Raw genomic sequence first — 24,637 nt, forward strand, 5'->3', positions numbered from 1 at the left:
GCGGCGTTGTGCATGGGCGGGTCCGCACGACGGAGCCCCGCCCCTCCCGGGCGGGAGGGGCGGGGCTCCGTCGGCAAGTCCGGTGCGGGCGTCAGGACTTGGCGGGGGCGCCGGAGGCCGGGACGATCGAGCCCTGGTAGGTGTCCTCGATGAACTTCCTGACCTCGTCGGAGTTGAGGAGCCTGGCGAGCTTCTCGACGCGCGGGGCCTTCTCGTTGCCTTCCTTCACCGCGAGGAAGTTGGCGTACGGGTTGCCCTCGGCCTTCTCCAGGGCGAGGGAGTCCTCGGCCGGGGAGAGCTTGGCCTCGATGGCGTAGTTGCCGTTGATGACGGCGGCGTCCACGTCGTTCAGGGCGCGGGGCACGGTGGCGGCCTCCAGCTCCTTGAACTCCAGGCCCTTCTTGTCGGTGATGTCGCTCAGCTTGGCGCTGGTGCCGACACCGTCCTTGAGGGTGATCAGGCCGTTCTCGGCGAGCAGCTGGAGGGCGCGGCCGCCGTTGGTGGTGTCGTTGGGGACGGCGATGGTCTGGCCGGACTTGATGTCCTTGAGGTCCTTGACCGTCTTGGAGTAGAGCCCCAGCGGCTCCAGGTGGACGTCGACGACCGGGACGATGGTGGTGCCGTTCTTCTTGTTGAAGTCGTCCAGGTAGGGCTTGTGCTGGAAGAAGTTGGCGTCGACCTGGCCGTTCTGGGTGGCGGTGTTCGGCAGGACGTAGTCCGTGAACTCCTTGACCTCCAGCTTGAGGCCCTCCTTCTCCGCCAGGTTCTTCTTGACGAAGTTCAGGATGTCGGCGTGCGGCGTCGGGGACGCGGCGACGACCAGGGCCTTGGAGGTGTCGGCGCCGGCGCCGGTCCCGCTCTTGGAGGAGGCCGGGTCGGAGTCCGTACCGCAGGCGCTCAGACCGAGGGCGAGGGCGGCGGCGGAAGCGGCGGCTGCGGTGATCTTGATGTTCTTGCGCACGAAAAGTGCCTCTTTCCTACTGGTGGTGGTGCGTCCGGACAAGGAGTTCGGACTTGGTGGGGAAGGGAGGTTCAGGGGGCCCGGCGGGCCTCAGGAGGCGGTGCGGCCTCGGCGGGCCAGCAGCCGGACGGTGAGGTCGCCGATCAGCTGGATCACGGTGACGATGACGATCAGCAGCGCGACGGTGATCAGCATGAACTGGTTGTCGAAGCGCTGGAATCCGTAGGTGACGGCCTTGGAGCCGAGCCCTTCGCCGCCGACCGCACCGGCCATCGCGGAGTAGCCGATGAGCACGATGAGGGTGGTGGTGACGCCCGAGACGAGCGAGGGCAGGGCCTGCGGCAGGAGCACCTTGCGGACGATCGTGGGGATCGAGCCGCCCATCGACTGGACCGCTTCCACGAGCCCGTGGTCGACCTCCCGGATCGCCGTCTCGACGAGCCGGGCGAAGAACGGGATGGCGCCGACGGCCAGCGGGACGATCATCGCGGTGGGGCCGATGAAGGTGCCGACGACCCAGGTGGTGAAGGGGATCAGGGCGATCAGCAGGATGATGAACGGCAGTGAGCGGCCGATGTTCACGATGACCCCGATGACCTTGTTCACCACGGTGTTCTGCAGCAGTCCGCCCTTGTCGGTGAGGACCAGCAGGACGCCGAGCGGCAGTCCGCCGACGACGGTGGCCAGCGCCGACCACAGCACCATGTAGAGGGTGTCGACGGTGCCCTGGGTGAGCAGCGGCTGCATTTCGGACCAGGTCACTTGACGACCTCCTTGGTGAGCGGGGCGGTCGGCTGTTCCGGCACGACGTCGGCGGTGGCGGCGGGGTTCTTCGGCTCGGTCTCGGTCTCGGTCTCGACGACCTCGGCCTGGAGGCCCTGCTCGCGCAGGAAGCCGATCGGCACGACGTTCTCCTCGAAGCGGCCGGGCAGCTCGATGCGCATCCGCCCGATCTGCTTGCCGCCCACGGTGTCCATCGCCGCGCCGAGGATCGAGATGTCGATGTTGTACGTACGGGAGAGCTGGGAGATGACCGGCTGCGAGGCCGACTCCCCGTGGAAGGTGACGTCGACGACCGTACGGTCGGGGCCGGAGGCGGTGCCGCCGACCGGGAACAGCTCGTGGGCCAGTTCGGAGCCGGGGGTGGCGAGGAGTTCGCCGACGGTCCCGGACTCGACGATCCGGCCGCGCTGCATGAGCGCCGCGGAGTCGCAGATGGTCTTGACGACGTCCATCTCGTGGGTGATGAGCAGGACCGTCAGGCCGAGCTGCCGATTGAGGTCGCGCAGCAGCTGGAGGATGGAGCGGGTGGTCTCGGGGTCGAGCGCGGAGGTCGCCTCGTCCGAGAGCAGCACCTTGGGGTCGCCCGCCAGGGCGCGGGCTATGCCCACGCGCTGCTTCTGGCCGCCGGAGAGCTGACCGGGGTAGGCCTTGGCCTTGTCGGCGAGGCCGACCAGGTCGAGGAGGTCCTTGGCCTTGCGGGTGCGCTCCTGGCCGGAGACCCCGAGGATCTCCAGCGGCAGTTCCACGTTGTCCAGCACCGTGCGGGAGTCCAGCAGGTTGAAGTGCTGGAAGACCATGCCGATACGGGTGCGGGCCCGGCGCAGCTCGGCGCTCGCGCGTCGGCCGCGGCCGGCCAGGGCGGTGAGGTCCTGGCCCGCCACCGTCACGGTGCCGGAGGTGGGACGTTCCAGGAGGTTGACGCAGCGGATCAGGGAGGACTTTCCGGCGCCGCTCTGTCCGATGACGCCGTACACCTCGCCTTCGCGGACGTGCAGGTCGACGCCGTCGAGTGCGGTGACCTCACGGTCGCGCGACTGGTAGACCTTCGTGAGGCCCGTAGTGGTGATCACAGGGGTTTCCGTCACTGTCGAGTGCGCGGCGCGGTGTCCGCCGGGCACGGGGCAATCGTCTGAAGAGACTGTTCTGGCTGGTCGGCCGGTTACGTCTCGGCACGGCTGAGGACGGCGGTCGGCCGGGAGGCAGCACATGCGCGGGCAGGCTCGTTCCACAGGGGGCAAACGGCGCAGGCTCGGTCTCGCTTCGGGGCGCGAGGCTCAGGCGGGGGCCCTCAGAAGGCGCGCATTCGACACATACAACGAGCACCGGGCGTGCTGATCGCCTCGGTCGCAAGGGTGCGGCTGCTCGTCGTGGTCATGGGCCAAGTAAAACAGACGTGCGGTGCCCGTGAACGACGTTGTCCGGATAGCGGACAGCGGTGGACTGCCGGAGGTTCCCGTTCCGGCCCTGTCGCCCGATCCTCGGAACAAAGCTGTGACCTGCGACGATACGGGCCATCCAAGGGTTCGTCCGGTGCGGTGCGGGTGCCCGGGATACGGAACTCCTGCCGCCGGTTGTGGCCAAGGCCACGATCTCCGCCGCCGGTGCCCCCGAACCGCCCGTACGCCTCAGGCCCGGGGTCGCACGCGGGCGGGCATTCCGTCCGTAATACCCTCACTGCATGCTTGACGCCCTGACGGTCGCGGTCGCCGTGACCGCGCTCGCCCTCGCCGCCTGGTGCGGACATGCCGCCTACCGGGACCAGCCGACGAAGGACTGGCATTTCATCGGGATGGCGATCGTCTCCGTCCTGGCGCTGGCCCAGTTGGTGGTGGGCGTCGTGCAGCTGGCGCGTGGGGAGCGGCCGGAGCAGGGGACGACGGTCTTCATCGCCTACCTGATCGGTTCCTTCGCGGCTGTGCCGGCGGCCGGATTCCTGTCGTTGTCGGAGCGGACCCGCTGGGGCTCGGTGACGGTGGCGGCGGGTGCGCTCGTGCTCGCGGTGCTCGAAGTGCGGCTCTACGACATCTGGGGAAACTGACGTGAGCGACACCGACCGTCCCGAGGCGGACCCGGCGGCGAAGCCGTCCTTCGAGCTGGGCACCGGCCCGGGCCGGGTCCTGGTCTGGTTCTACGGCGTGTTCACGGTCGCGGCGGCATCCCGCTCGATCGTCGAGATGATCAGGGGCTTCGACCGCGCCCCGCTCGCCTACACGCTGTCGGCCGTCGCGGCCGTGGTGTACGGCTTCATCACCTACTCCCTGGTGCGCGGCGGCGAGAAGGCCCGGCGGGCAGCGCTGGTGTGCTGCGCGGCCGAGCTCCTCGGCGTGCTGGTCGTCGGCGCGTGGACGCTGGCCGAGCCGTCCGCCTTCCCCGACTCGACGGTGTGGTCGGACTTCGGGATGGGCTACCTGTTCATCCCGGTGATCCTGCCGGTCACCGGGATGATCTGGCTGCGGCGCGCGAAGAAGGCGTGACCGCCTCCATGGCGTGACCCGTCTCGAAGGCGTGGCCCGCCCTCTCCGGCGCAAGACGGTGTGACCCGCCCTCAGGCGCCGGCGGCATGGTGCCGGTCAGGCGCTGGCCACGTAGTGCCGGTCCGCGGCCTCCTTCTCCAGCAGGATGAGCTGGACGCCGTCCGCCCCGGTCACGGCTCCCACTCGGGCGTACCCGGCCCGTCGGCAGAGCCGCAGATTGGTCTCGCTGCGGTGCCCGCTGTGCAGCCGGAAGCGGATCGCCGCCCGCTCGGCCGACAGTGCCGACTCGGCGGCGAACAGCAGCCGGGAGCCGAGGCCGTGCCCCTGGAGGCGGGGGTGCACACAGAGCTTGCCGATCAGGCCCGTGCCCTCGGCGTCGGTGAAACCGCGTACCGAACCGACGACTTCGTCGCCGAGCCGGGCCACGAACACCAGGTCGTCGGCGACTTCGGCACGCAGCGCGTCGAGGGTCTGGACGAGCGGGTCGATCCGGTAGTTGTCGTACAGCTCCGCCTCGCGCTGGAAGCAGAGGTACTGAAGTCTGAAGATCTGCTCGACGTCCTGTGCCGTCGCCGCCGAGATGGTCACGCTCATGCCCATGTGTGCACGCCTCCCGCTCACCTGTCCGCCGGTTGCCTACCGCTCCTTTCCCCGCACGGAAGGAGCGACAACCTCCGCAGCGAGCATTCTGCGCAGACATCCAAGGCAACGGGAACGGATCGGTCCCAAACTCCCCTGTGACATACCCAACTCCCCTGCGATTTCCCGGTAGGTCGGGTCGCTGGGGGCGAGCAACGCCTCCAGGAGCCGGGGGCAGTGTCCGGGCAGCCGGGCCACCGCGGCGCGCAGCGCCCGGCGTTCAGCGGCCCCGAGCGCGGCACGCTCCGGGCAGGCGGCCGGTCCGGCGGCGGGCTCCGTTCCGGCGTAGGGGCGTTCCCGCCGGGCGGTGCGGCGCCCCCGGCGGGCCTCCGCGCGTACGGTGTCGCGCACCCAGCGCGCCGGGTCGGCGGGCGGTCCGGCCGCGTCGGGGCGCTCCAGCAGCCGCAGCCAGACGCCCTGTTCGAGGTCGGCGGGGTCGAGCCCGGCGGCGGGAGCCTCGGCCCGCGCCTCCGCGCGCACCAGGGGCTGTAAGGCGCGGACGACGAGGGCGGTGGCCGCTGAGTCGGGTTCATGATCGAGAAGCGTCATGTCCCGGCGGACGTACCGGTGGCGGCGGCCGGTTGCCCCTCGGGCGTCTCACCACCCGACCGGGGCACGGCGGGGCGGACTGCTGACGGCGGGCGGCCCGTCGTCCCGACCGGGCCCCCGTCGCCCCCGCACATCGCCCCCGTACGCGGTCAGCGCCCCTTGGAGTCGGCCGCCGCGAGCAGTGCGGTGTCCGGTTGGTCGGCGAAGATGCCGTCGATGCCGGTGGCGAAGTACGCGGCGCAGGCCCCGAAGACGTCGCCGTAGGCGTTGGGGTCGGTGCCGCGCCGGAAGTCGGCGGGCAGGAAGCCGTTCTCGTTGCGCAGCGTGTACGGGTGCAGCAGCAGTCCCCTGGCGTGCGCGTCCCGTACGAGCGTGGTCGGGGTGGTGAGCCGTCCCGAGGCGTCCTTGGGGATGACCAGGTCGAGGGTGGGGCCGATGCCTTGAGCGTACGAGGCGATCCACTTCAGCCCGGCGGGCTTCACCAGATCGGCCACCGTGCGCGGGTCGCCGGACTCGACGAAGTCCCAGGGGCGCGACTTCGGGCCGGACAGCAGGACGATCCGCGGGGTGCCGACCAGACGGGCGAGGCGCTGGACCGAGCTGGGCTCGAAGGACTGGAGGATGAGCGGGGAGTTCTTGCGGTGGCGGCCGTGGCGGCGCAGCAGCCGGGCGAGCGGCTCCTCCAGGCCGAGGCCGAGCTTCCGGAAGTAGGTGGGGTGCTTGGTCTCCACGTACAGCCAGACAGGCCTGCCGCGCCTGCGCCCCTCCTTGTCCGCCCAGCGCAGGACCTCGTCGAAGGTGGGAACCGTCCAGCGGCCGTCGTAGAGGGTGTTGTCCGGGCGGTTGCCGGGGATGCGCTCCTTGGCGCGCAGGGTCTTGAGCTCGGCGAGGGTGAAGTCCTCGGTGAACCAGCCGGTGGAGGAGACACCGTCGATCGTCTTGGTGGTCCTGCGGTCCGCGAACCCGGGGTGGTCGGCGACGTCCGTGGTGGCGGTGATGTCGTTCTCGTGGCGGCAGACGAGGTGGCCGTCCTTGGTGGGGACGAGGTCCTGCTCGACGATGTGCGCGCCCATGTCGAGGGCCAGCTGGTAGGAGCCGAGGGTGTGCTCGGGGCGGTAGCCGCTGGCCCCGCGGTGGCCGATGACCGTCGGGACGGGCAGCTCGCGCAGTGATCCATGGCCGCCGCCATGCCCGTGGCCGCCACCGTGCCCGGGTCCGTGCCCGGTGGCGTGGGCCGCGCCGGGCAGCCCCAGGGCCGCCGTGCCGAGGACTGCGGCGCCCAGCAGGGTCCGTCGGCCAGGGGTCGTGCGGGCACGCTCCGTCATGAATGCTCCTCGCTCGGTGATGTCCGGGACCGGTCGAACGAGGCCCGATCGTAGGCTGGGAGGCGTACGGGAGGGCGGATCGACGGCCAACATGGCGGAAACACACGTCAACACCGCGTATCCGCTACGTGAACCCGATGTGCGATCAGCTCATACCCGCGAGTATCGTCCTCACCTGCACGACCATCGCCCGTCGGCTCCGGCCACCGCCCGTTCCACCCCATCCAGTCCACCGCGGCCGGCCCGGCCACCACACCGGAGGAACCCGTTGTCCCGTCTCACGGTCTTCAAGGCAGTGCTCGGACCGATTCTGCGCCTGATGTTCCGCCCACAGGTGGAGGGCGTCGAGAACATCCCCGGGACCGGGCCGGTGATCCTCGCGGGCAACCACCTCACCTTCATCGACTCGATGGTCATGCCGGTCTGCGTCGACCGGCCGGTCTTCTACATCGGCAAGGACGAGTACGTCACGGGCAAGGGCCTCAAGGGCCGGCTGATGGCCTGGTTCTTCACCGGCGCCGGAATGATCCCGGTGGACCGGGACGGCGGCCGGGGCGGTGTCGCGGCGCTGATGACCGGGCGCCGGGTACTGGAGGAGGGCCAGGCCTTCGCGATCTACCCGGAGGGCACCCGCTCCCCCGACGGCCGGCTCTACCGGGGCCGTACGGGCATCGCGCGGCTGACCCTGATGACGGGCGCCCCGGTGGTCCCGTTCGCGATGATCGGGACCGACAAGCTCCAGCCGGGCGGCGCGGGGCTGCCCCGGCCGGGCAAGGTGACGGTGCGTTTCGGCGAGCCGATGGAGTTCTCGCGCTACGAGGGCATGGACCGCGACCGCTATGTGCTGCGGGCGGTGACCGACTCGGTGATGTCCGAGGTGATGCGGTTGTCCGGCCAGGAGTACGTGGACATGTACGCGACGAAGGCCAAGGCCGCCTGAGCGCGTAGAGCCTGGTAGGCGGAAGGGCCCGCACCCCGGAAGGAAACGGGGTGCGGGCCTTTCACTGTGAACGGCTGCGGCTACGGGTGCTCGACGCCGTCCTCCAGCTTCTGGCCCCGCAGCAGGAACCAGGAGGCGACGGCCGCCGCGAGCAGCACTGCCGCGCCGACGCCCGCGGCGGACCGCAGCCCGTCGACGAACGCCTCCTGCGCCGCGGAGACCAGCGGGCCGGCCTGGGCGGCGGGCAGCGCCGTGGCTGCCTCGACGGCTCCCCCCAGCGATTCGTGGGCGGCCGACTCGACGTCGGCGGGGGTGCCGACCGGGGTCGGGAAGCCCCGGTAGACGCCGGTGACGATGGAGCCGAGCAGGGCGATGCCGAGGGCCGCACCGAGTTCGTACGCCGTTTCGGAGACCGCGGAGGCCGAGCCCGCCTGCTCCTTGGGGACGCTGGAGAGGATGACGTCGGCGGTGACGGTGAAGGAGAATCCGGCGCCGACACCGACGACCAGCAGCATGGAGCCCAGCAGCGGGTAGCCGGTGTGCTGGTCGAGCAGGGTCACCGTGCCGAGCGCGAGACCGACCGCGCCGAGTCCGCCCGCCACAACCGAGCGCACCGAGAACCGGCGGGCGGCGAATCCGGCCAGCAGACCGGCGGTCACCGCGCCGATGGCCGCCGGCAGTTCGGCGAGCCCCGCCTCCAGCGGCCCCCGGCCCTGCACCAGTTGCAGGAACTGGGAGAGGAAGAAGACCAGACCGGACAGGCCGAGGATGGTCAGCAGGTCCGCGAGGACCGCGCCGGAGAAGCCCCGGTGGTGGAAGAGCCGCATGTCCAGGAGGGGCGCGGGCAGCCTCAGCTGCCTGCGCACGAACCAGGTGAGCGCGACGGCACCGAGGACGGCTGCCGCACCGGCCTCCCAGCTCAGCCCGTGCGAGGCCGTCTCCTTGATGGCGTACACGACGCCGATCATGCCGACCAGGGAGAGCCCGACGCTGAGCATGTCCCACGGGCCGGGGGCCGGGTTCCTGGACTCCGGGATCAGCTTGATGCCGACGACCACGAGCACGGCCATCACGGGCAGGTTGATCAGGAAGACCGAGCCCCACCAGAAGTGCTCCAGCAGGAATCCGCCGACGACCGGGCCCACGGCCGCGCCCGCCGAGGCCATCGCGCCCCAGATACCGATGGCGAGGCTGCGCTCGCGCGGGTCGTGGAAGAGGTTGCGGATCAGGGCGAGGGTGGACGGCATCAGGGTGGCGCCCGCGACCCCGAGCAGCGCCCGGGCCACGATCATCATCTCGGGCGTGGTCGCGTACGCGTTGAGCACGGACACCGCGCCGAACGCCACGGCACCGATCAGCAGCAGCTTCTTGCGGCCGATGCGGTCGCCTAGGCTGCCCATCGAGACGAGCAGTCCGGCGATGACGAAGGAGTAGACGTCACCGATCCAGAGCAGCTGGGTGCCGGTGGGCGCGAGGTCCTCGCTGAGGAACGGGGTGGCGAGCCCCAGCACGGTGGCGTCGACGGCCACCAGCAGCACGGCGAGGACGAGCACGGCGAGCGCGATCCACCGCCCCGGGCGGCGTACCTCGTCCACGGTCTTCGGGTGCTGGTCGATGCTGGTCATTGCTCCACGCTCCGGCGGGCTCCGCCGAGCAGCAGCTCGACGACCATGTACTGGAAGTCCTGTGCGGCGACCCGTCCCACCTGGACGGCCCAGGCGCCGGTGCCGACGAGCCCGTAGAGGGCCTCGGTCAGCCAGGCGGGGGTGAGGTCGATACGGAATTCGCCGCGCTCCTGGCCACGGCGGAAGAAGGCGGAGACACGGGCGTCGGCCCGGTTCCAGCCCTCGTTGACCTCGTCGCCCTCGAAGAGCTGGTTCTCGTTGACGAGGAAGGAGAGGAGTCCGGCGCTGGGCTCGACGGCGGCGATGAGGCGGCGCAGCGCCTCATCGGAGGTGCCTTCGTCGAGCCGGGCGGTGTCGAGGGCTGCCTCGAACTCCTGGATGCCGAGATCCTCCAGCGCCTTCACCAGGGCGTCTCGCCCGGCGAAGTGACGGTGGAGGGTGGCCCGGCCGATACCGGCTGCCCTGGCGACCTCGTCCATGGTGGCGGTCGATTTGTGGGACAGCAGGGCGGCGGCGCTGCGCAGCACCTGCTCACGGTCGAGAGTCATGAGACAACCATAACCCATTTGAGACACCAATGTCTCACCGAGAGGTCATGAAGGTCCCGGTCGTGGCTCATGAAGGTCCCGGCCATGAAGGGACCCGGGGTCACGGACGACCCTGAGGAGATGCGGGGAGACGCGGCGACGGTCACCCGCGGGGAGGGTGCCGGGACGAGCGGCGGGATCGGCAGGAGGTGAACCCACTCCTTGCCACTCTCAACTTATAGCGCATGGGGGGCCTTGCGGCAAGGCCCCCCAAAGGCCGCAGAATCGTCGGCCGAAGCCCGGATACACCGGTGGCTTCCGGAGATTCGACGTCGACAGGGGCGGAATAGTGATGATCGACGCAGGCCCAGATATGGGCGCAGACGCCGACGTAATCGTCGTCGGCGGTGGACCGACCGGGCTGATGCTGGCCTGCGAGCTGCGGCTGGCCGAAGTGCGCACGGTCGTCCTGGAGAAGCTGACCGAGCCGACCCGGGAGTCGCGGGGGCGCGGCCTGCATGTGCGCAGCGTCGAGGTGATGGACCAGCGGGGGCTGCTGGACCGGTTCCTCGCGGTGAGCGAGACGTTCCAGGTCGGCGGGTTCTTCGGCGGCATCCAGAAGCCGTGGCCGGAGCGGCTGGACACCGCGCACCCGTACGGGCTGTCAACGCTCCAGCCGGTCACCGAACGGCTGCTCGGCGAGCGGGCCGTCGAGCTCGGCGCCGAGATCCGGCGCGGCTGCGAAGTGACCGGGCTGAGCCAGTCCGCCGCCGACGGGGTCACCGTCGAGCTGGCGGACGGCACGCGGCTGCGCTCCCGGTACCTCGTCGGGTGCGACGGCGGCCGCAGCACCGTACGCAGGCAGCTCGGCGTCGCCTTCCCCGGCGAACCCGCCACGGCCGAGACGCTGCTCGGCGACATGGAGATGGCCGAGGACCAGGAGACGGTCGCCGCCGTCGTCCAGGAGGTTCGCCGGACGCACCTGCGCTTCGGCACCATCCCCAACGGGGACGGCACCTTCCGCGTCATCGTGCCCGCCGCCGAGGTGGCCGGGGACCGGGCTGCCGCGCCGACCCTGGAGGAGTTCCGGCAGCGGCTGCGGGCCGTGGCGGGCACCGACTTCGGTGTCCACTCGCCCCGTTGGCTGTCCCGGTTCGGCGATGCCACCCGGCAGGCCGAGCGCTACCGGGTCGGCCGGGTGCTGCTGGCCGGGGACGCGGCCCATATCCATCCGCCGACCGGTGGGCAGGGGCTCAACCTCGGTGTGCAGGACGCGTTCAACCTCGGCTGGAAGCTGGCTGCCGAGGTCAACGGCTGGGCGCCGGAGGGGCTGCTGGACAGCTACCACACCGAGCGGCACCCGGTGGGCGCGCGGGTGTTGGACAACACCCGGGCGCAGATGAAGCTGCTGGGCACGGACGCCGGTGCGACCGCGCTGCGGGAGCTGCTCTCGCGGCTGATGGACTTCGAGGAGGTGAACCGCTACCTGACCGGCATGGTCACCGCGGTCGACGTCCACTACGACCTCGGCGAGGGGCACGAACTCCTCGGCCGCCGCATGCGGGACCTGACACTGAAGCGGGGCCGCCTGTACGAGCTGATGCGCAGGGGCCGCGGACTGCTGCTCGACCGGACCGGCGAGCTGTCGGCGGCGGGCTGGGAGGACCGGGTCGACCACGTGGTCGACCGTGCGGAGGAGCTGGACGTGCCGGCCGTGCTGCTGCGGCCCGACGGCCATGTGGCCTGGGCCGGGCAGGACCCGGCGGGGCTGCCGGACGCGCTGGTGCGGTGGTTCGGCGCACCCGCGGGCTGAAGCACCGCCGCGCCCCGGAGAGCCGGGACAGGCCGGAGAAGGCCGGAGAGGGCCGCCTTGTACGGACGAACGTGAGATCGGAACTGACGACGTGAAACCCCTGACCACCACCAGTGCCTTCAACCTCCCCGACCGCCTCGCCGCCAAGGCCGACCCGGCCCTGGTCGCCGACGACGAGGACCACTTCGCCGCCATCGCCCGGTGTCTGGAGGCGTCGATCGCCGAGCTGTCCGAGCGCCTCGACGCCGAACGCCGGGCGCCGGGCGGCGGCGGGCGTCAGGCGATGGACCGGGACGCGGAGATCCACCGGCTCAGCACCCGGCTGCGCACCCTGCGCCGCTTCGGCGTGGACCTGTGCCTCGGGCACATGGCCGCTGCGGACGGCTCCGCCCCGGTGTACGTCGGACGGCTCGGCCTGACCGACAGCACGGGCCGCCGACTGCTGATCGACTGGCGCTCCCCCGCCGCCGAACCGTTCTTCGGAGCCACCCACGCCAACCCGATGGGGCTGGCGAGCCGCCGCCGGTACCGCTGGACCGGCGGCCGGATCAGCGACTACTGGGACGAGGTGTTCACGGCGGACGCCCTGGCCGGGCATGCCGCGCTCGACGACCAGTCCGCCTTCATCGCGGGCCTGGGCGACAACCGCTCGGCCCGGATGCGCGATGTGCTCGGCACCATCCAGGCCGACCAGGACGCCATCATCCGGGCGGGCTCCCGGGGCGCCCTCGTCGTCGACGGCGGCCCGGGCACGGGGAAGACCGTCGTCGCCCTGCACCGCTCCGCGTATCTCCTCCACTCCGATCCGCGCCTCGGTCACCGCCGGGGCGGGGTGCTGTTCATCGGCCCGTCCCGGCCCTACCTGGGGTACGTCGCCGATGTGCTCCCGAGCCTGGGAGAGGAGGGTGTCCAGACCTGCACCCTGCAAGACCTCGTCGCCGAGGGGGCCGGGGCGGGAGTCGAGACCGATCCGGAAGTGGCCCGCCTCAAGGCGTCCGCGGACCTGGTGAAGGCGATCGAGCCCGCCGTCCGGTTCTACGAGGAGCCGCCCGCCACGGGGCTGCGGGTCGAGACGCACTGGTCCGACATCCGGCTGAGCCCCGCCGACTGGGCCTCGGCGTTCGAGGCGGCCGACCCCGGCACTCCGCACAACGAGGCGCGCGACCGGATCTGGGACGAGCTGCTCACGATCCTCGTGGACAAGCACGACGGCGATGCCCCCGAGGAGCAGCTCCGGGCGTCCCTGCGGCAGAACCGGGAGCTGCTCGCGGCCTTCGACCGGGCCTGGCCCCTGATCGAGGCGGCCGATCTCGTCGGGGACCTGTGGTCGGTCCCCGCGTATCTGCGTAAGTGCGCGCCCTGGCTGAGCCCCGAGGGCGTACGCAGGTTGCAGCGGGCGGACCCGCAGGCCTGGACGGTGTCCGACCTGCCGGTCCTGGACGCGGCACGGCAGCGGCTAGGCGACCCGGAGGCTTCGGTGCGCAGGCGTCGGCGGGAGGCGGCCGCCGCCGCGGAGCGCGAGCGGATGGCCCAGGTCATCGACAGTCTGCTGGCCGACGAGACCCTGGCCGAGGCGGACGCGGACGGGGAGGGCGCGCTGATGATGCTGCACGGCCAGGACCTGAGGAACTCCCTGGACGACGTGGAAGGGGCGAGCGGTATCGCGCCCGACCTGCTCGCCGGGCCGTTCGCCCACATCGTCGTGGACGAGGCGCAGGAGCTGACCGACGCCGAGTGGCAGATGCTGCTGGCCCGCTGCCCGTCCCGGAGCTTCACGATCGTCGGGGACCGTGCGCAGGCCCGGCACGGGTTCACCGAGCCGTGGCGGGAGCGGCTGGAGCGGGTCGGGCTCGACCGGATCACCCTGGCCTCCCTGAGCATCAACTACCGGACGCCGCGGGAGATCATGGCCGAGGCAGAGCCGGTGATCCGGGCCGTGCTGCCGGATGCCAACGTGCCGGCGTCCGTCCGTGACGGCGGCCTCCCCGTCGCCCACGGTTCCGCCTCGGACCTGGACGCGGTGCTCGGCGCCTGGCTCGCGGAGCACGCCGAAGGGACGGCCTGCGTCATCGGCGCCCCCGCGTTCCGGGGGACGGCCCGCGTGCGGTCGCTGAGCCCGGAGCTGGCGAAGGGGCTCGAATTCGACCTGGTCGTGCTCGTGGACCCGGAGGCGTTCGGCGCGGGGATCGAGGGGGCGGTGGACCGCTATGTCGCGATGACCCGGGCGACGCAGCGGCTGGTGGTCCTCACGAGCCCCTGACGGTGGCCGCGCCTCGGTTCAGTGCCAGGGCAGGGCCGCGCGGTGCCGCCAGTAGGCCTCCGGGTCCTCGACCAGGGCGTCCAGCCGGGCCCGCTGCTCCTCGTCGAGGTCGACGACGGGGGCGTGCAGGTTTCCGGCGAGCTGGGTGACGGTGGCGGCGCCGGAGAGGACGACCCCGGCCCACGGCTGGTGCAGGACGAGCGCCAGGGCCACCGCGTCGCCGCCCACCCCCGCGTCGGCGGCGATCTCCTGGAACACGGCGGGGGCCTCGTCCCCGGCGAGCCGCCCGTTGGCCATGCCCTCCTTGACGATCACGGTGAGCCCGGCGTCGTGGGCCTCGGCGAGAGCGGGGGCGGCCGAGGTCTCCAGAGCGTTGTAGGTGGCCTGGACGGTACGGAAGAGGGGGACGCCGTCGACCGTGACGGCGAGCGCGGCCCGGATGGCGTCCGCCTGGGCGGGACCGCTGGTGGAGAACCCGACGGCGACCCCCTCGGCGGCGAGTGCGGCCAGGCGTTCGTGGAGCTCCTTGTCGGCGAGGGCCGGGCTGTCGGGGGTGAGCGAGTGGATCTGGTAGAGGTCGAGCCGGTCCCCGAGGAGTTCGCGGGTCTCGGCGCGCTGCCGCTCGAAGGTGGCGAGGCTGTGGTCCTTCACCTCGTGGACCTCGGCCACGACGCTCCAGTCGGCGGTGTAGGTGTACCCCCACTTGGAGCCGACGACGAGGTCGGTGAAGGAGGGCCGGGCGTCCAGCCACTCACCGAGGAACTCCTCGGCGCGGCCGTAGGAGCGGGCCGTGTCGACGTACCGGACGCCCTGCGCGTACGCCGCGTCCAGCAGCTCGTGCGTACGGGCGCGCAGGGCGTCCGCATCCCGGCCTTCCGGCAGGTCCCGGTCGCGGTGGAGGTTGATGTATCCGGGCCTCCCGACGGCTGCGAGGCCCAGTCCGATGTGGGCGGTCGGGGTCGTCGCGGTGGCCAGGGCGGTGAAGGGCATCGCGGGCTCCTCGGGGTCGGTTGCGGATACTCCTACCCCGGTCAACGTAGCCCGCGACGCCTTTCGTACGCCTGTGACGGCACCGTGCGTACGGCTGTGGCGTCCTACGAGCGGGCGGCCGCCCAGGCCGTCTGGACCTCCAGGTCCCGCTTCACCTCGGCCAGCTGTACGGCGACGGCCAAGGGCGCGGTGCCGCCCCGGCCGCTGCGGGAGGCGAGGGCGCCCCGCACGTTGAGGACGGTGCGCACCTCGGGGGTGAGGTGCTCGGAGATCGCGGCGAACTGCTCGTCGGTGAGCTGGTCGAGCTCGATGCCGTGCTGCTCGCACTCCTTCACGCAGGCGCCCGCCACCTCGTGCGCGACCCGGAAGGGGACACCCTGCTTGACCAGCCACTCCGCGATGTCGGTCGCGAGCGAGAAGCCCGCCGGGGCCAGCTCCTCCATGCGCTCGCGGTTGACGGTGAGGGTGGCCATCATGCCGGTGAAGGCGGGCAGCAGGACCTCCAGCTGGTCGCAGGAGTCGAAGACGGGCTCCTTGTCCTCCTGGAGGTCCCGGTTGTACGCGAGCGGGAGCGCCTTGAGCGTGGCGAGCAGGCCGGTCAGATTGCCGATGAGGCGGCCGGACTTGCCCCGGGCCAACTCGGCGATGTCGGGGTTCTTCTTCTGCGGCATGATCGAGGAGCCGGTGGAGAAGGCGTCGTGCAGGGTGACGAAGGAGAACTCCTTCGTGTTCCAGATGATGACCTCCTCCGCGATCCGGGAGAGGTTCACGCCGATCATCGCGGTGATGAACGCGAACTCCGCGACGAAGTCCCGCGAGGCGGTGCCGTCGATGGAGTTGGCGACCGAGCCGTGCTCGAAGCCCAGGTCGGCGGCGACCGCCTCGGGGTCGAGCCCGAGCGAGGACCCGGCGAGGGCCCCGGAGCCGTACGGGGAGACGGCCGTGCGCTCGTCCCACTGGCGCAGCCGCTCGGCGTCCCGGGACAGGGACTGCACATGGGCCAGCACATGGTGGGCGAAGAGCACGGGCTGGGCGTGCTGGAGGTGGGTGCGGCCCGGCATCGCCACGTCCGGGTGGGCCTCGGCGAGGCCGACCAGCGCGCCCTGAAGCTCGGCGAGCAGGCCGCCGATGATCCGGGCGTGGTCGCGCAGGTACATCCGGAAGAGGGTGGCGATCTGGTCGTTCCGCGACCGTCCGGCCCGCAGTTTGCCGCCGAGGTCAGGGCCGAGGCGCTCCAGCAGTCCGCGTTCCAGGGCGGTGTGGACGTCCTCGTCGGCGACGGTTCCGGTGAACGAGCCGTCCGTGACGTCGGCTTCGAGCCGGTCGAGCCCGGAGAGCATCCGGGTCAGCTCGTCCTCGGCGAGGAGGCCCGCCTTGTTGAGGACGCGCGCGTGGGCGCGGGAGCCGGCGATGTCGTACGGCGCGAGCCGCCAGTCGAAGTGGACGGAGGCGGACAGCCTGGCCAGGGCCTCAGCCGGTCCGTCGGCGAACCGGGCGCCCCAGAGCCGGACGTCACCGTTGTTGCTGCTCACTGCGTGCTCCTCATGGGCAAGGGTGCGAATATGCGGCCGCCTCCCCGCCTCCCCGCCGCGCACGGGCAGGGAGGCGGCTGTACGGCGAAGGGGAAGCTCCTGTAGATCGTCAGGCGAGGTCGCGCTTGGCCGCGATCTTCGAGGAGAGGCCGAAGATCTCGATGAAGCCCTGCGCCTTGGACTGGTCGAAGGTGTCGCCCGAGTCGTAGGTGGCGAGGTTGAAGTCGTACAGCGACTCCTCGGACTTCCGGCCGGTGACGACGGCCCGGCCGGCGTGCAGGGTCATCCGGATGTCGCCGGTGACGTGCTGGTTGGCCTCGTCGATGAAGCCGTCCAGCGCGCGCTTGAGCGGGGAGAACCACAGGCCGTCGTAGACCAGCTCGCCCCAGCGCTGCTCGACCTGCCGCTTGTAGCGGGCCAGCTCGCGTTCGACGGTGACGTTCTCCAGCTCCTGGTGGGCGGTGATCAGCGCGATCGCGCCGGGCGCCTCGTACACCTCACGGGACTTGATGCCCACGAGCCGGTCCTCGACCATGTCGATCCGGCCGATGCCCTGGGCCCCGGCCCGCTCGTTGAGCTGCTGGATCGCCTGGAGGACGGTGACGGGACGGCCGTCGATGGCGACGGGCACGCCCTCCTTGAAGGAGACGACGACCTCGTCGGCCTCGCGCGGGGTGGCGGGGTCGGCGGTGTACTCGTAGATGTCCTCGATCGGGGCGTTCCAGATGTCCTCCAGGAAGCCCGTCTCGACGGCGCGGCCGAAGACGTTCTGGTCGATGGAGTACGGGGACTTCTTGGTGGTCGCGATCGGGAGGTTCTTCTCCTCGCAGAAGGCGATCGCCTTGTCCCGGGTCATCGCGTAGTCGCGGACCGGGGCGATGCACGTCAGGTCGGGGCCGAGCGCGGAGATGCCGGCCTCGAAGCGGACCTGGTCGTTGCCCTTGCCGGTGCAGCCGTGGGCGACGATCTGGGCGTTGTGCTTCTTGGCGGCGGCGACGAGGTGCTTGACGATCGTCGGCCGGGAGAGGGCCGAGACCAGCGGATAGCGGTCCATGTAGAGGGCGTTGGCCTTGATCGCCGGGAGGCAGAACTCCTCGGCGAACTCGTCCTTGGCATCCGCGACCTCGGCCTCGACCGCACCGCAGGCGAGCGCGCGCTTGCGGATGACGTCCAGGTCCTCGCCGCCCTGTCCGACGTCCACGGCGACGGCGATGACCTCGGCGCCCGTCTCCTCGGCGATCCAGCCGATGGCGACGGAGGTGTCAAGGCCGCCCGAGTAGGCGAGTACGACGCGCTCGGTCACGGGTTTCTCCTTACGGTGCATTCACTGATGGGCATAACTATGCAGACCTTCGTATGACTTGTCAAAGCTCCAGGTCAGGGCGGCGGAAAAGGCGGCACTCCGGGCCGGTGGGCATCCAGCATCGACAGCTGACGAGGGGAGGCCCACGTGAACAGCAGCGAGGAGAAGGCCCGGGAGTCCGTGGTGCGGGCGTCCGGGGGCGCAGCTCCGGACGAAGCGCTGGAGTCCGCCTCGGCCGAGGCATGGGTGGCCTTCGGCACCGCCGTACGGGCGACCCTCGCCCACCGCGCCTGGCCCCTGACCCAGTCGGCCGGGGGGGCGGGGGCGGCCGGGGCTGTCCGCCCTGTTCGGCCGCGCCCGTACACCGCCGCCACCGCCCCTTCCGCCCGCACCGGCCCTGTGTCACCCGGACGGGCGGGTCCGGGAAGCGGCGCTGGAGGGGTTCGGCGGCAGCCCGGAGCTGCGCCCGCTCCTGGCCGACCGCTCCGCCGTCGTGCGGACCTGCGCGCATTACGTCCTGCGGCAGGGCGGCATCGACCCGCTCCCCCTGTACCGGGCCCTGCTGCCGGCGGCCGCAGGGATTCCGGAGGCCCCACGAGATCGGGCAGTGTTGATAATCAGCCCATGGGAAAAACATACGAGCGTATTGACGGATGACTCAGGAGCTTCATCGAGGAACAGCCCGTCTTCTTCACGGCCACCGCCCCACTGGACGCCGAGGGCACCGTGAACCTCTCCCCCAAGGGCGTCACCGGATCGTTCGCCGTCCTCGACGAACGGACCGTGGCCTACCTGGACTTCGCCGGGAGCAACGCGGAGACCGTCGCCCACCTCCGCGAGAACGGGCGTATCACGCTCATGTGGTGCGCCTTCCAGGGACCGCCGAACATCGTGCGGGTCCACGGCCTCGGTGAGCCGGTCTTCCGTGACGACCCCCGGTTCACCGAGCTGCTCGCCCGCTTCCCCGATGTCGACCCCACCCCGCACGGACTGCGCGCGATCATCGTGGTGACCGCCGAACTGATCCGCGACACCTGCGGGTTCGCCGTGCCGCTGCTGAGCTACGAAGAGGACCGCGCGCTCCACGCGGACCGCTTCCGGCGCGAGGACGACGCGAGCCTCGACGCGTACTTCACGAAGAAACCGGACATCGCGACGAGCATCGACGGACTGCCGGGGCTGCCACTCCCGCTGCCGCCCCTGCCGAAGGGGGCTTCCCTGCCGGAGTGAGCCGCTGGGCCGTACGGAGCAGGTCCGGTGGGCCCTCGCCCCCGGCCGCCGTACGGTCCGGAGCATGCACCGACCTCTGCTGACCTTCGCCGCGCTCCTCGCCCTGGCCACCGGCTCCCTCGGGGCCGCCCCCGCCGGCACGCCGCCTCCCCTGCCGTACCGGATGGCGGACACGGGGGGCGGCTCCCAGCTCATCACCGCCGAGGCCCCGCACACGGGGTCCACGACGGGCACGGTGACCTGGTGGGAGCGGCGCGGCGGCAGATGGACGAAGGCCGGTTCCGCGCCCGCGCGGTTCGGGGCGAACGGGCTGGCCGAGGGGTCGGCCCGCGAGCAGGGCACCAGCACCACGCCGACCGGCCTGTACGACCTGCCGTACGCCTTCGGCATCGAGGAGGCCCCGGCGGGCACGACGTACCCGTACCGGAAGGTGACCGAGGGCTCCTGGTGGTGCCAGGACAACGCCTCGCGCGCGTACAACCGGTGGGTGGAGCCGCGCCCCGCCGACTGCCGGGCGGACGAGGCCGAGCGCCTGGTCGCCTACGGCACGCAGTACGCCCGGGCGCTGGTCATCGGCTTCAACTACGACGAGCCCGTACGCGGCCGGGGCGCCGGGATCTTCCTGCATGTGAACGGGCGCGGGGCGACGGCCGGATGCGTCTCGGTCCCCGCGGAGGCGATGGCCGGAATCCTGGCCTGGGCCGAGCCGGAGCGGCGGCCGCACATCGCGGTCGGGACCTCGTCGGGCCCGACCGCGATCACGCGGTACTGAACGGGACCGCTCAGCGGTCGTTCTGAGCGAGCCTCAGCAGATGGTCGGCGAGCGCCTGGCCGCCGTTCGGGTCGCGGCTGATGAGCATCAGCGTGTCGTCGCCCGCGATGGTGCCGAGGATGTCGTGCAGCTCGGCCTGGTCGATCGCCGAGGCGAGGAACTGGGCGGCGCCCGGCGGCGTACGGAGCACCACGAGATTGGCCGACGCCTCGGCCGAGATGAGCAGTTCGGCCGAGAGCCTGCGCATCCGCTCCTCCTTGGCCGAGCCGCCCAACGGGGCCTGCGGCGTGCGGAATCCGCCCTCGCTGGGCACCGCGTAGATCAGCTCGCCGCCGGTGTTGCGGATCTTCACCGCGCCCAGCTCGTCGAGGTCGCGGGAGAGCGTCGCCTGAGTGACGCTCAGCCCGTCGTCGGCGAGCAGCTTGGCCAGCTGGCTCTGCGAGCGGACCGGCTGCCGGTTCAGGATGTCCACGATCCGGCGGTGGCGGGCGGTGCGGGTCTGCGGCACGGACGGTCCGCCGTGCTCGGTTTCCTGCGCCTCGGTCATCGTCGTCGCCTCATTCTCCGGAGGGTCATGCTCCGGATCGTCCGTCCCCGTGTGCCGCGTCGAGAGCGCTCGGCAGGATCTCCAGGAACGCGTCCACCTCCGCGTCACCGATGATCAGTGGCGGCATGAGCCGTACGACATCGGGGGCGGGCGCGTTCACCAGGAGGCCGGCTCCCTGGGCCGCCTGCTGCACCTGCGGTGCGAGGGGTCCGGTGAGCACGATACCCAGCAGCAGGCCACTGCCGCGGACATGGGATACGAGCGGGTGGCCCAGCGCCTCGATTCCGTCGCGGATCTTCTCGCCGAGCCGCTTGACGTCGTCGAGCACGCCGTCGGCCGCGAGGGTGTCCAGGACCGCCAGTCCGGCGGCGCAGGCGACCGGGTTCCCGCCGAACGTCGTGCCGTGGTGACCCGGCTTCATCAGGTCAGCGGCCGGTCCGAACGCCACGGTCGCGCCGATCGGCAGACCGCCGCCGAGCCCCTTGGCGAGGGTGACGAGGTCGGGCTCGACGCCCTGGTGGGCCTGGTGCTCGAACCACTGGCCGCAGCGCCCGATCCCGGTCTGCACCTCGTCGAGGACCAGCAGGGTCCCGGTCGCGCGGGTGATCTCCCGGGCGGCCTCCAGATAGCCCTTGGGCGGTACGACGACACCGTTCTCGCCCTGGATCGGCTCGATGACGACGAGGGCGGTTTCGGTGGTCACCGCTGCCCGCAGGGCGTCCACGTCCCCGTACGGGACATGGGTGACGTCACCGGGGAGCGGGCGGAACGGCTCCTGTTTCCCCGGCTGTCCGGTGAGGGCGAGCGCGCCCATCGTCCGGCCGTGGAAGCCTCCGTCGGTGGCGACCATGCGGGTGCGCCCGGTGAGCCGGCCGATCTTGAAGGCGGCCTCGTTGGCCTCCGCACCGGAGTTGGCGAAGAAGACCCGGCCCTCGCGGCCGAACAGCTGGAGCAGCCGCTCGGCGAGCGCGACGGGCGGCTCGGCGATGAACAGGTTCGATACGTGGCCGAGGGAGGCCACCTGGGCGGAGACGGCCTCGACGACGGCGGGGTGGGCGTGGCCGAGGGCGTTGACCGCGATCCCGCCGACGAAGTCGAGGTAGCGGTTGCCGTCCTCGTCCCAGACGTGGGCGCCCTCGCCGCGGACCAGGGGCAGGCGGGGGGCGCCGTAGTTGTCCATCAGCGCGCCCTGCCAGCGCGAGGTGAGCCCTTCGGCTCCGGTGCCGGTCATGATTCCCCCTGCTGCTGGTGTCCGTCGGCTGTCTGTGCGCCGGCTGTCTGTACGTCGCTGGAGGCGTCCGGCACGACCATCGTGCCGATGCCCTCGTCGGTGAAGATCTCCAGCAGGATCGAGTGCTGGACCCGGCCGTCGATGACGCGGGCGGTCTCGACGCCGTTGCGCACGGCGTGCAGACAGCCCTGCATCTTGGGGACCATGCCGCTGGACAGCTCGGGCAGCAGCTTCTCCAGCTGGCTGGCGGTGAGCCGGCTGATCACGTCGTCGCTGTTGGGCCAGTCCTCGTAGAGCCCTTCGACGTCCGTGAGGACCATCAGCGTCTCGGCGCCCAGGGCGGCGGCGAGCGCGGCGGCCGCGGTGTCGGCGTTGACGTTGTAGACGTGGTGGTCGTCGGCGGAGCGGGCGATGGAGGAGACGACCGGGATGCGGCCGTCGTCCAGCAGCGCCTGGATGGCCCCGGTGTCGATGGCGGTGATCTCGCCGACCCGGCCGATGTCGACGGATTCGCCGTCGATGGTGGGCCGGTGCTGGGTGGCGGTGATGGTGTGGGCGTCCTCACCGGTCATGCCGACGGCGAGGGGGCCGTGCTGGTTGAGGAGGCCGACCAGCTCGCGCTGGACCTGTCCGGCGAGCACCATCCGTACGACGTCCATCGCCTCGGGGGTGGTGACCCGCAGCCCGGCCTTGAACTCGCTGACCAGGCCCTGCTTGTCGAGCTGGGCGCTGATCTGGGGGCCGCCGCCGTGCACGACGACGGGCTTGAGGCCGGCGTGGCGCAGGAAGACGACGTCCTGGGCGAAGGCGGCCTTCAGCTCCTCGTCGATCATGGCGTTGCCGCCGAACTTGATGACGACGGTCCTGCCGTTGTGCCGGGTCAGCCAGGGCAGCGCCTCGATGAGGATCTGCGCCTTCGGGAGTGCGGTGTGCTTCCGCGCGGCGCTCATGAGCTGTACGCGCTGTTCTCGTGGACGTAGTCCGCGGTGAGGTCGTTGGCCCAGATGACGGCGGACTCGGCGCCCGCGGCGAGGTCGGCTGTGATCTTGACCTCCCGGTAGCGCATGTCGACGAGGTCGCGGTCCTCGCCCACCTGGCCGTTCTTGCAGACCCAGACATCGTTGATGGCGACGTTGAGCTGGTCCGGCTCGAAGGCGGCCTTCGTCGTGCCGATGGCGGAGAGGACACGGCCCCAGTTGGGGTCCTCTCCGTGGATGGCGCACTTGAGGAGGTTGTTACGGGCGATGGACCGGCCGACCTCGACGGCGTCGTCCTCGGTGGCCGCGTTGATCACCTCGATCCGAATGTCCTTGGAGGCGCCCTCTGCGTCCCCGATGAGCTGCCGGGCGAGGTCGGCGCAGACGGCCCGGACGGCCTCGGCGAACGCGCCCTGCTCCGGCGTGATGCCGCTGGCTCCGGAGGCGAGCAGCAGCACGGTGTCGTTGGTGGACATGCAGCCGTCGGAGTCGACCCGGTCGAAGGTGGTCCGGGTGGCGTCGCGGAGCGCGGCGTCCAGCACGGGGGCTTCCACATCGGCGTCGGTGGTGAGGACGACGAGCATGGTGGCCAGGCCCGGGGCGAGCATGCCCGCGCCCTTGGCCATACCGCCCACCGTCCAGCCCTCGCCGCCCGCGAGCGCCGTCTTGTGCACGGTGTCGGTGGTCTTGATGGCGATGGCGGCCTTCTCACCGCCGTGCTCGCTGAGGGCCGCGGCTGCCTGCTCGATGCCGGGAAGCAGCTTGTCCATGGGGAGCAGGATGCCGATGAGCCCGGTGGAGGCGACGGCGACCTCGCCCGCGCTGTGCCCGTCCAGCACCTCGGCGACCTTCTCGGCGGTGGCGTGGGTGTCCTGGAAGCCCTTGGGCCCCGTACAGGCGTTGGCGCCGCCGGAGTTGAGGACGACGGCGGTGACCTCGCCGCCCTTGAGGACCTGCTCCGACCAGAGCACGGGGGCGGCCTTGACGCGGTTGGAGGTGAAGACGCCCGCGGCGGCGCGGCGGGGCCCGTGGTTGACCACGAGGGCCAGGTCCGGGTTACCGCTCTCCTTGATCCCGGCGGCGATGCCCGCCGCCGAGAATCCCTGTGCTGCCGTGACGCTCACGGTGCGACTCCGATCGTCGAAAGACCTGTGTCCTCGGGGAGTCCGAGGGCGATGTTCATGCTCTGGAGGGCGCCGCCCGCGGTGCCCTTGGCGAGGTTGTCGATGGCGGCGACGACGACGATCCGCCCGGCGGCCTCGTCGTACGCGACCTGGACCTGTACGGCGTTGGACCCGTACACCGAGGCGGTGGCGGGCCACTGCCCCTCGGGCAGGAGATCCACGAACGGCTCGTCCGCGAACGCCTTCCCGTACACCGCGCGCAGGCTCCCCGCGCTCACGCCGGGCTTCGCCTTCGCGCTGCACGTGGCGAGGATGCCGCGCGGCATGGGGGCGAGGGTGGGCGTGAAGGAGACGGTGACCGGCTCACCGGCGGCGGCGCTGAGGTTCTGGATCATCTCGGGCGTGTGGCGGTGCCCGCCGCCGACGCCGTACGGGGTCATGCTCCCCATCACCTCGGAGCCGAGCAGGTGCGGCTTGGCGGCCTTGCCCGCACCCGAGGTGCCGGACGCGGCGACGATCACAGCCTCCGGCTCGGCGATGCCCGCCCCGTACGCCGGGAAGAGCGCGAGGGACACGGCGGTCGGGTAGCACCCGGGCACCGCGATCCGCCGCGACCCGGCGAGCACGTCCCGCCCGCCCGGCAGCTCGGGCAGCCCGTAGGGCCAGGTCCCGGCGTGCTGGGACCCGTAGAACTTCTCCCAGTCCCCGGCGTCCTTCAGCCGGAAGTCGGCCCCCATGTCCACCACGAGCACCTCGTCCCCGAGCCGCTCGGCGACGGCGGCGGACTGCCCGTGCGGCAGAGCCAGGAAGACGACGTCGTGCCCGGCGAGGGCCTCGGCGGTGGTGGGCTCCAGCACCCGGTCGGCCAGCGGCCGCAGATGCGGCTGGAGCGGGCCGAGGGTCTGCCCGGCGTTGGAGTGAGCGGTGAGCGCACCGATCTCGACGTCGGGGTGCGCCAGCAGGAGGCGGAGCAGCTCACCGCCGGCGTATCCGCTCGCTCCTGCCACTGCTGCACGTACGACCATCGGTGACCCT

The 24,637-nt window shown here is 71.5% G+C and carries 23 protein-coding genes; 7 read left to right on the plus strand and 16 right to left on the minus strand.

Going from position 1 to position 24,637, the window contains the following annotated elements; translation table 11 throughout:
- Window positions 1-91: 91 nt before the first annotated feature.
- The 3 genes from ACZ5WC_RS14665 to ACZ5WC_RS14675 all read right to left on the minus strand — a co-directional run bounded on the left by ACZ5WC_RS14665 (window position 92) and on the right by ACZ5WC_RS14675 (window position 2,814).
- Entirely contained in the window at window positions 92-961 is an 870-nt protein-coding gene (locus ACZ5WC_RS14665; RefSeq protein WP_468541128.1) for a MetQ/NlpA family ABC transporter substrate-binding protein, read from the minus strand.
- A 90-nt stretch (window positions 962-1,051) separates the two neighbouring features.
- Entirely contained in the window at window positions 1,052-1,723 is a 672-nt protein-coding gene (locus ACZ5WC_RS14670) for a methionine ABC transporter permease (RefSeq protein WP_468541129.1), read from the minus strand.
- Window positions 1,720-2,814, minus strand: a complete 1,095-nt coding sequence (locus ACZ5WC_RS14675) for a methionine ABC transporter ATP-binding protein (RefSeq protein WP_468541130.1) — start codon at window positions 2,812-2,814, stop codon at window positions 1,720-1,722. Before ACZ5WC_RS14675 ends, ACZ5WC_RS14670 begins: the two co-directional genes overlap by 4 nt.
- 608 nt (window positions 2,815-3,422) lie before the next feature.
- Between ACZ5WC_RS14675 and ACZ5WC_RS14680 the strand changes: the two genes are divergently transcribed.
- Window positions 3,423-3,782: a hypothetical protein gene (locus tag ACZ5WC_RS14680; protein ID WP_096632522.1), complete on the plus strand. Its 360-nt coding sequence runs from the start codon at window positions 3,423-3,425 to the stop codon at window positions 3,780-3,782.
- Between the two features lies 1 nt (window position 3,783).
- Window positions 3,784-4,218 carry a hypothetical protein gene (locus ACZ5WC_RS14685; protein WP_468541131.1) on the plus strand — a complete coding sequence of 145 codons (435 nt, stop codon included), beginning with the start codon at window positions 3,784-3,786 and terminating at the stop codon, window positions 4,216-4,218.
- A 96-nt stretch (window positions 4,219-4,314) separates the two neighbouring features.
- Here the strand turns inward: ACZ5WC_RS14685 and ACZ5WC_RS14690 are convergent, their stop codons facing one another.
- From ACZ5WC_RS14690 to ACZ5WC_RS14700, 3 genes are all read right to left on the minus strand, one after another.
- Window positions 4,315-4,818 (minus strand): GNAT family N-acetyltransferase, encoded by a 504-nt coding sequence (locus ACZ5WC_RS14690; protein WP_468541132.1) that lies wholly within the window; start codon window positions 4,816-4,818, stop codon window positions 4,315-4,317.
- 36 nt (window positions 4,819-4,854) lie between these two features.
- Complete coding sequence (locus ACZ5WC_RS14695) at window positions 4,855-5,406, minus strand: sigma-70 family RNA polymerase sigma factor (RefSeq protein WP_468541133.1); 552 nt, start codon at window positions 5,404-5,406, stop codon at window positions 4,855-4,857.
- 149 nt (window positions 5,407-5,555) lie between these two features.
- On the minus strand, window positions 5,556-6,731 hold the full coding sequence (locus tag ACZ5WC_RS14700; protein WP_468541134.1) for a glycerophosphodiester phosphodiesterase: 1,176 nt from the start codon (window positions 6,729-6,731) through the stop codon (window positions 5,556-5,558).
- Window positions 6,732-6,999: 268 nt separating this feature from the next.
- Between ACZ5WC_RS14700 and ACZ5WC_RS14705 the strand changes: the two genes are divergently transcribed.
- On the plus strand, window positions 7,000-7,671 hold the full coding sequence (locus ACZ5WC_RS14705; RefSeq protein ID WP_096629624.1) for a lysophospholipid acyltransferase family protein: 672 nt from the start codon (window positions 7,000-7,002) through the stop codon (window positions 7,669-7,671).
- An 80-nt stretch (window positions 7,672-7,751) separates the two neighbouring features.
- Here ACZ5WC_RS14705 and ACZ5WC_RS14710 read toward each other — a convergent pair whose 3' ends face one another.
- Window positions 7,752-9,296 (minus strand): MFS transporter, encoded by a 1,545-nt coding sequence (locus ACZ5WC_RS14710; RefSeq protein WP_468541135.1) that lies wholly within the window; start codon window positions 9,294-9,296, stop codon window positions 7,752-7,754.
- Window positions 9,293-9,844, minus strand: coding sequence for a TetR/AcrR family transcriptional regulator (locus tag ACZ5WC_RS14715; protein WP_468541136.1), 552 nt, complete (start codon window positions 9,842-9,844; stop codon window positions 9,293-9,295). Before ACZ5WC_RS14715 ends, ACZ5WC_RS14710 begins: the two co-directional genes overlap by 4 nt.
- Before the next feature lie 352 nt (window positions 9,845-10,196).
- On the opposite strand from ACZ5WC_RS14715, the gene rox reads away from it, so the two are divergent.
- On the plus strand, window positions 10,197-11,636 hold the full coding sequence (gene rox / locus ACZ5WC_RS14720; RefSeq protein ID WP_468541137.1) for a rifampin monooxygenase: 1,440 nt from the start codon (window positions 10,197-10,199) through the stop codon (window positions 11,634-11,636).
- Window positions 11,637-11,727: 91 nt separating this feature from the next.
- Window positions 11,728-13,896 carry an RNA polymerase recycling motor ATPase HelR gene (helR, locus tag ACZ5WC_RS14725; RefSeq protein ID WP_468541138.1) on the plus strand — a complete coding sequence of 723 codons (2,169 nt, stop codon included), beginning with the start codon at window positions 11,728-11,730 and terminating at the stop codon, window positions 13,894-13,896.
- An 18-nt stretch (window positions 13,897-13,914) separates the two neighbouring features.
- On the opposite strand, the gene ACZ5WC_RS14730 is transcribed toward helR, so the two are convergent.
- The 3 genes from ACZ5WC_RS14730 to ACZ5WC_RS14740 form a co-directional block, all read right to left on the minus strand.
- Window positions 13,915-14,886 carry an aldo/keto reductase gene (locus ACZ5WC_RS14730; protein WP_468541139.1) on the minus strand — a complete coding sequence of 324 codons (972 nt, stop codon included), beginning with the start codon at window positions 14,884-14,886 and terminating at the stop codon, window positions 13,915-13,917.
- Window positions 14,887-14,990: 104 nt separating this feature from the next.
- A complete protein-coding gene (gene argH, locus ACZ5WC_RS14735; protein ID WP_468541140.1) occupies window positions 14,991-16,418 on the minus strand; it encodes an argininosuccinate lyase in 1,428 nt (475 codons plus the stop codon).
- Between the two features lie 109 nt (window positions 16,419-16,527).
- Window positions 16,528-17,721 (minus strand): argininosuccinate synthase, encoded by a 1,194-nt coding sequence (locus ACZ5WC_RS14740; RefSeq protein ID WP_468541141.1) that lies wholly within the window; start codon window positions 17,719-17,721, stop codon window positions 16,528-16,530.
- Between the two features lie 669 nt (window positions 17,722-18,390).
- On the opposite strand from ACZ5WC_RS14740, the gene ACZ5WC_RS14745 reads away from it, so the two are divergent.
- Complete coding sequence (locus tag ACZ5WC_RS14745) at window positions 18,391-18,951, plus strand: pyridoxamine 5'-phosphate oxidase family protein (RefSeq protein WP_468541336.1); 561 nt, start codon at window positions 18,391-18,393, stop codon at window positions 18,949-18,951.
- A gap of 64 nt (window positions 18,952-19,015) precedes the next feature.
- Window positions 19,016-19,723: a L,D-transpeptidase family protein gene (locus tag ACZ5WC_RS14750; RefSeq protein ID WP_468541142.1), complete on the plus strand. Its 708-nt coding sequence runs from the start codon at window positions 19,016-19,018 to the stop codon at window positions 19,721-19,723.
- A gap of 10 nt (window positions 19,724-19,733) precedes the next feature.
- On the opposite strand, the gene ACZ5WC_RS14755 is transcribed toward ACZ5WC_RS14750, so the two are convergent.
- The 5 genes from ACZ5WC_RS14755 to argC are packed head-to-tail and all read right to left on the minus strand — an operon-like array spanning window position 19,734 to window position 24,627.
- Window positions 19,734-20,270 carry an arginine repressor gene (locus tag ACZ5WC_RS14755; protein WP_019764598.1) on the minus strand — a complete coding sequence of 179 codons (537 nt, stop codon included), beginning with the start codon at window positions 20,268-20,270 and terminating at the stop codon, window positions 19,734-19,736.
- Window positions 20,271-20,295: 25 nt separating this feature from the next.
- The gene (locus ACZ5WC_RS14760; RefSeq protein ID WP_468541143.1) at window positions 20,296-21,501 is read right to left on the minus strand and encodes an acetylornithine transaminase; all 1,206 of its coding nucleotides are present in this window, start codon (window positions 21,499-21,501) and stop codon (window positions 20,296-20,298) included.
- Window positions 21,498-22,451, minus strand: a complete 954-nt coding sequence (gene argB / locus ACZ5WC_RS14765; protein ID WP_468541144.1) for an acetylglutamate kinase — start codon at window positions 22,449-22,451, stop codon at window positions 21,498-21,500. The genes ACZ5WC_RS14760 and argB overlap by 4 nt, the downstream gene beginning before the upstream one ends.
- A complete protein-coding gene (gene argJ, locus ACZ5WC_RS14770; protein WP_468541145.1) occupies window positions 22,448-23,602 on the minus strand; it encodes a bifunctional glutamate N-acetyltransferase/amino-acid acetyltransferase ArgJ in 1,155 nt (384 codons plus the stop codon). Before argJ ends, argB begins: the two co-directional genes overlap by 4 nt.
- Window positions 23,599-24,627 (minus strand): N-acetyl-gamma-glutamyl-phosphate reductase, encoded by a 1,029-nt coding sequence (argC, locus tag ACZ5WC_RS14775; protein WP_468541146.1) that lies wholly within the window; start codon window positions 24,625-24,627, stop codon window positions 23,599-23,601. The genes argJ and argC overlap by 4 nt, the downstream gene beginning before the upstream one ends.
- Window positions 24,628-24,637 lie beyond the last annotated feature (10 nt).

This window comes from Streptomyces sp. NPDC033165, assembly GCF_055577965.1.

Coding starts and splice junctions, on each gene's coding strand:
- rox (WP_468541137.1), top strand. CDS start 10,197: ATGGGCGCAGACGCCGACGTAATCGTCGTCGGCGGTGGACCGACCGGG.
- ACZ5WC_RS14730 (WP_468541139.1), bottom strand. CDS start 14,886: ATGCCCTTCACCGCCCTGGCCACCGCGACGACCCCGACCGCCCACATC.
- ACZ5WC_RS14700 (WP_468541134.1), bottom strand. CDS start 6,731: ATGACGGAGCGTGCCCGCACGACCCCTGGCCGACGGACCCTGCTGGGC.
- ACZ5WC_RS14695 (WP_468541133.1), bottom strand. CDS start 5,406: ATGACGCTTCTCGATCATGAACCCGACTCAGCGGCCACCGCCCTCGTC.
- argB (WP_468541144.1), bottom strand. CDS start 22,451: ATGAGCGCCGCGCGGAAGCACACCGCACTCCCGAAGGCGCAGATCCTC.
- ACZ5WC_RS14755 (WP_019764598.1), bottom strand. CDS start 20,270: ATGACCGAGGCGCAGGAAACCGAGCACGGCGGACCGTCCGTGCCGCAG.
- ACZ5WC_RS14680 (WP_096632522.1), top strand. CDS start 3,423: ATGCTTGACGCCCTGACGGTCGCGGTCGCCGTGACCGCGCTCGCCCTC.
- ACZ5WC_RS14710 (WP_468541135.1), bottom strand. CDS start 9,296: ATGACCAGCATCGACCAGCACCCGAAGACCGTGGACGAGGTACGCCGC.
- ACZ5WC_RS14750 (WP_468541142.1), top strand. CDS start 19,016: ATGCACCGACCTCTGCTGACCTTCGCCGCGCTCCTCGCCCTGGCCACC.
- ACZ5WC_RS14715 (WP_468541136.1), bottom strand. CDS start 9,844: ATGACTCTCGACCGTGAGCAGGTGCTGCGCAGCGCCGCCGCCCTGCTG.
- ACZ5WC_RS14760 (WP_468541143.1), bottom strand. CDS start 21,501: ATGACCGGCACCGGAGCCGAAGGGCTCACCTCGCGCTGGCAGGGCGCG.
- ACZ5WC_RS14690 (WP_468541132.1), bottom strand. CDS start 4,818: ATGGGCATGAGCGTGACCATCTCGGCGGCGACGGCACAGGACGTCGAG.
- argC (WP_468541146.1), bottom strand. CDS start 24,627: ATGGTCGTACGTGCAGCAGTGGCAGGAGCGAGCGGATACGCCGGCGGT.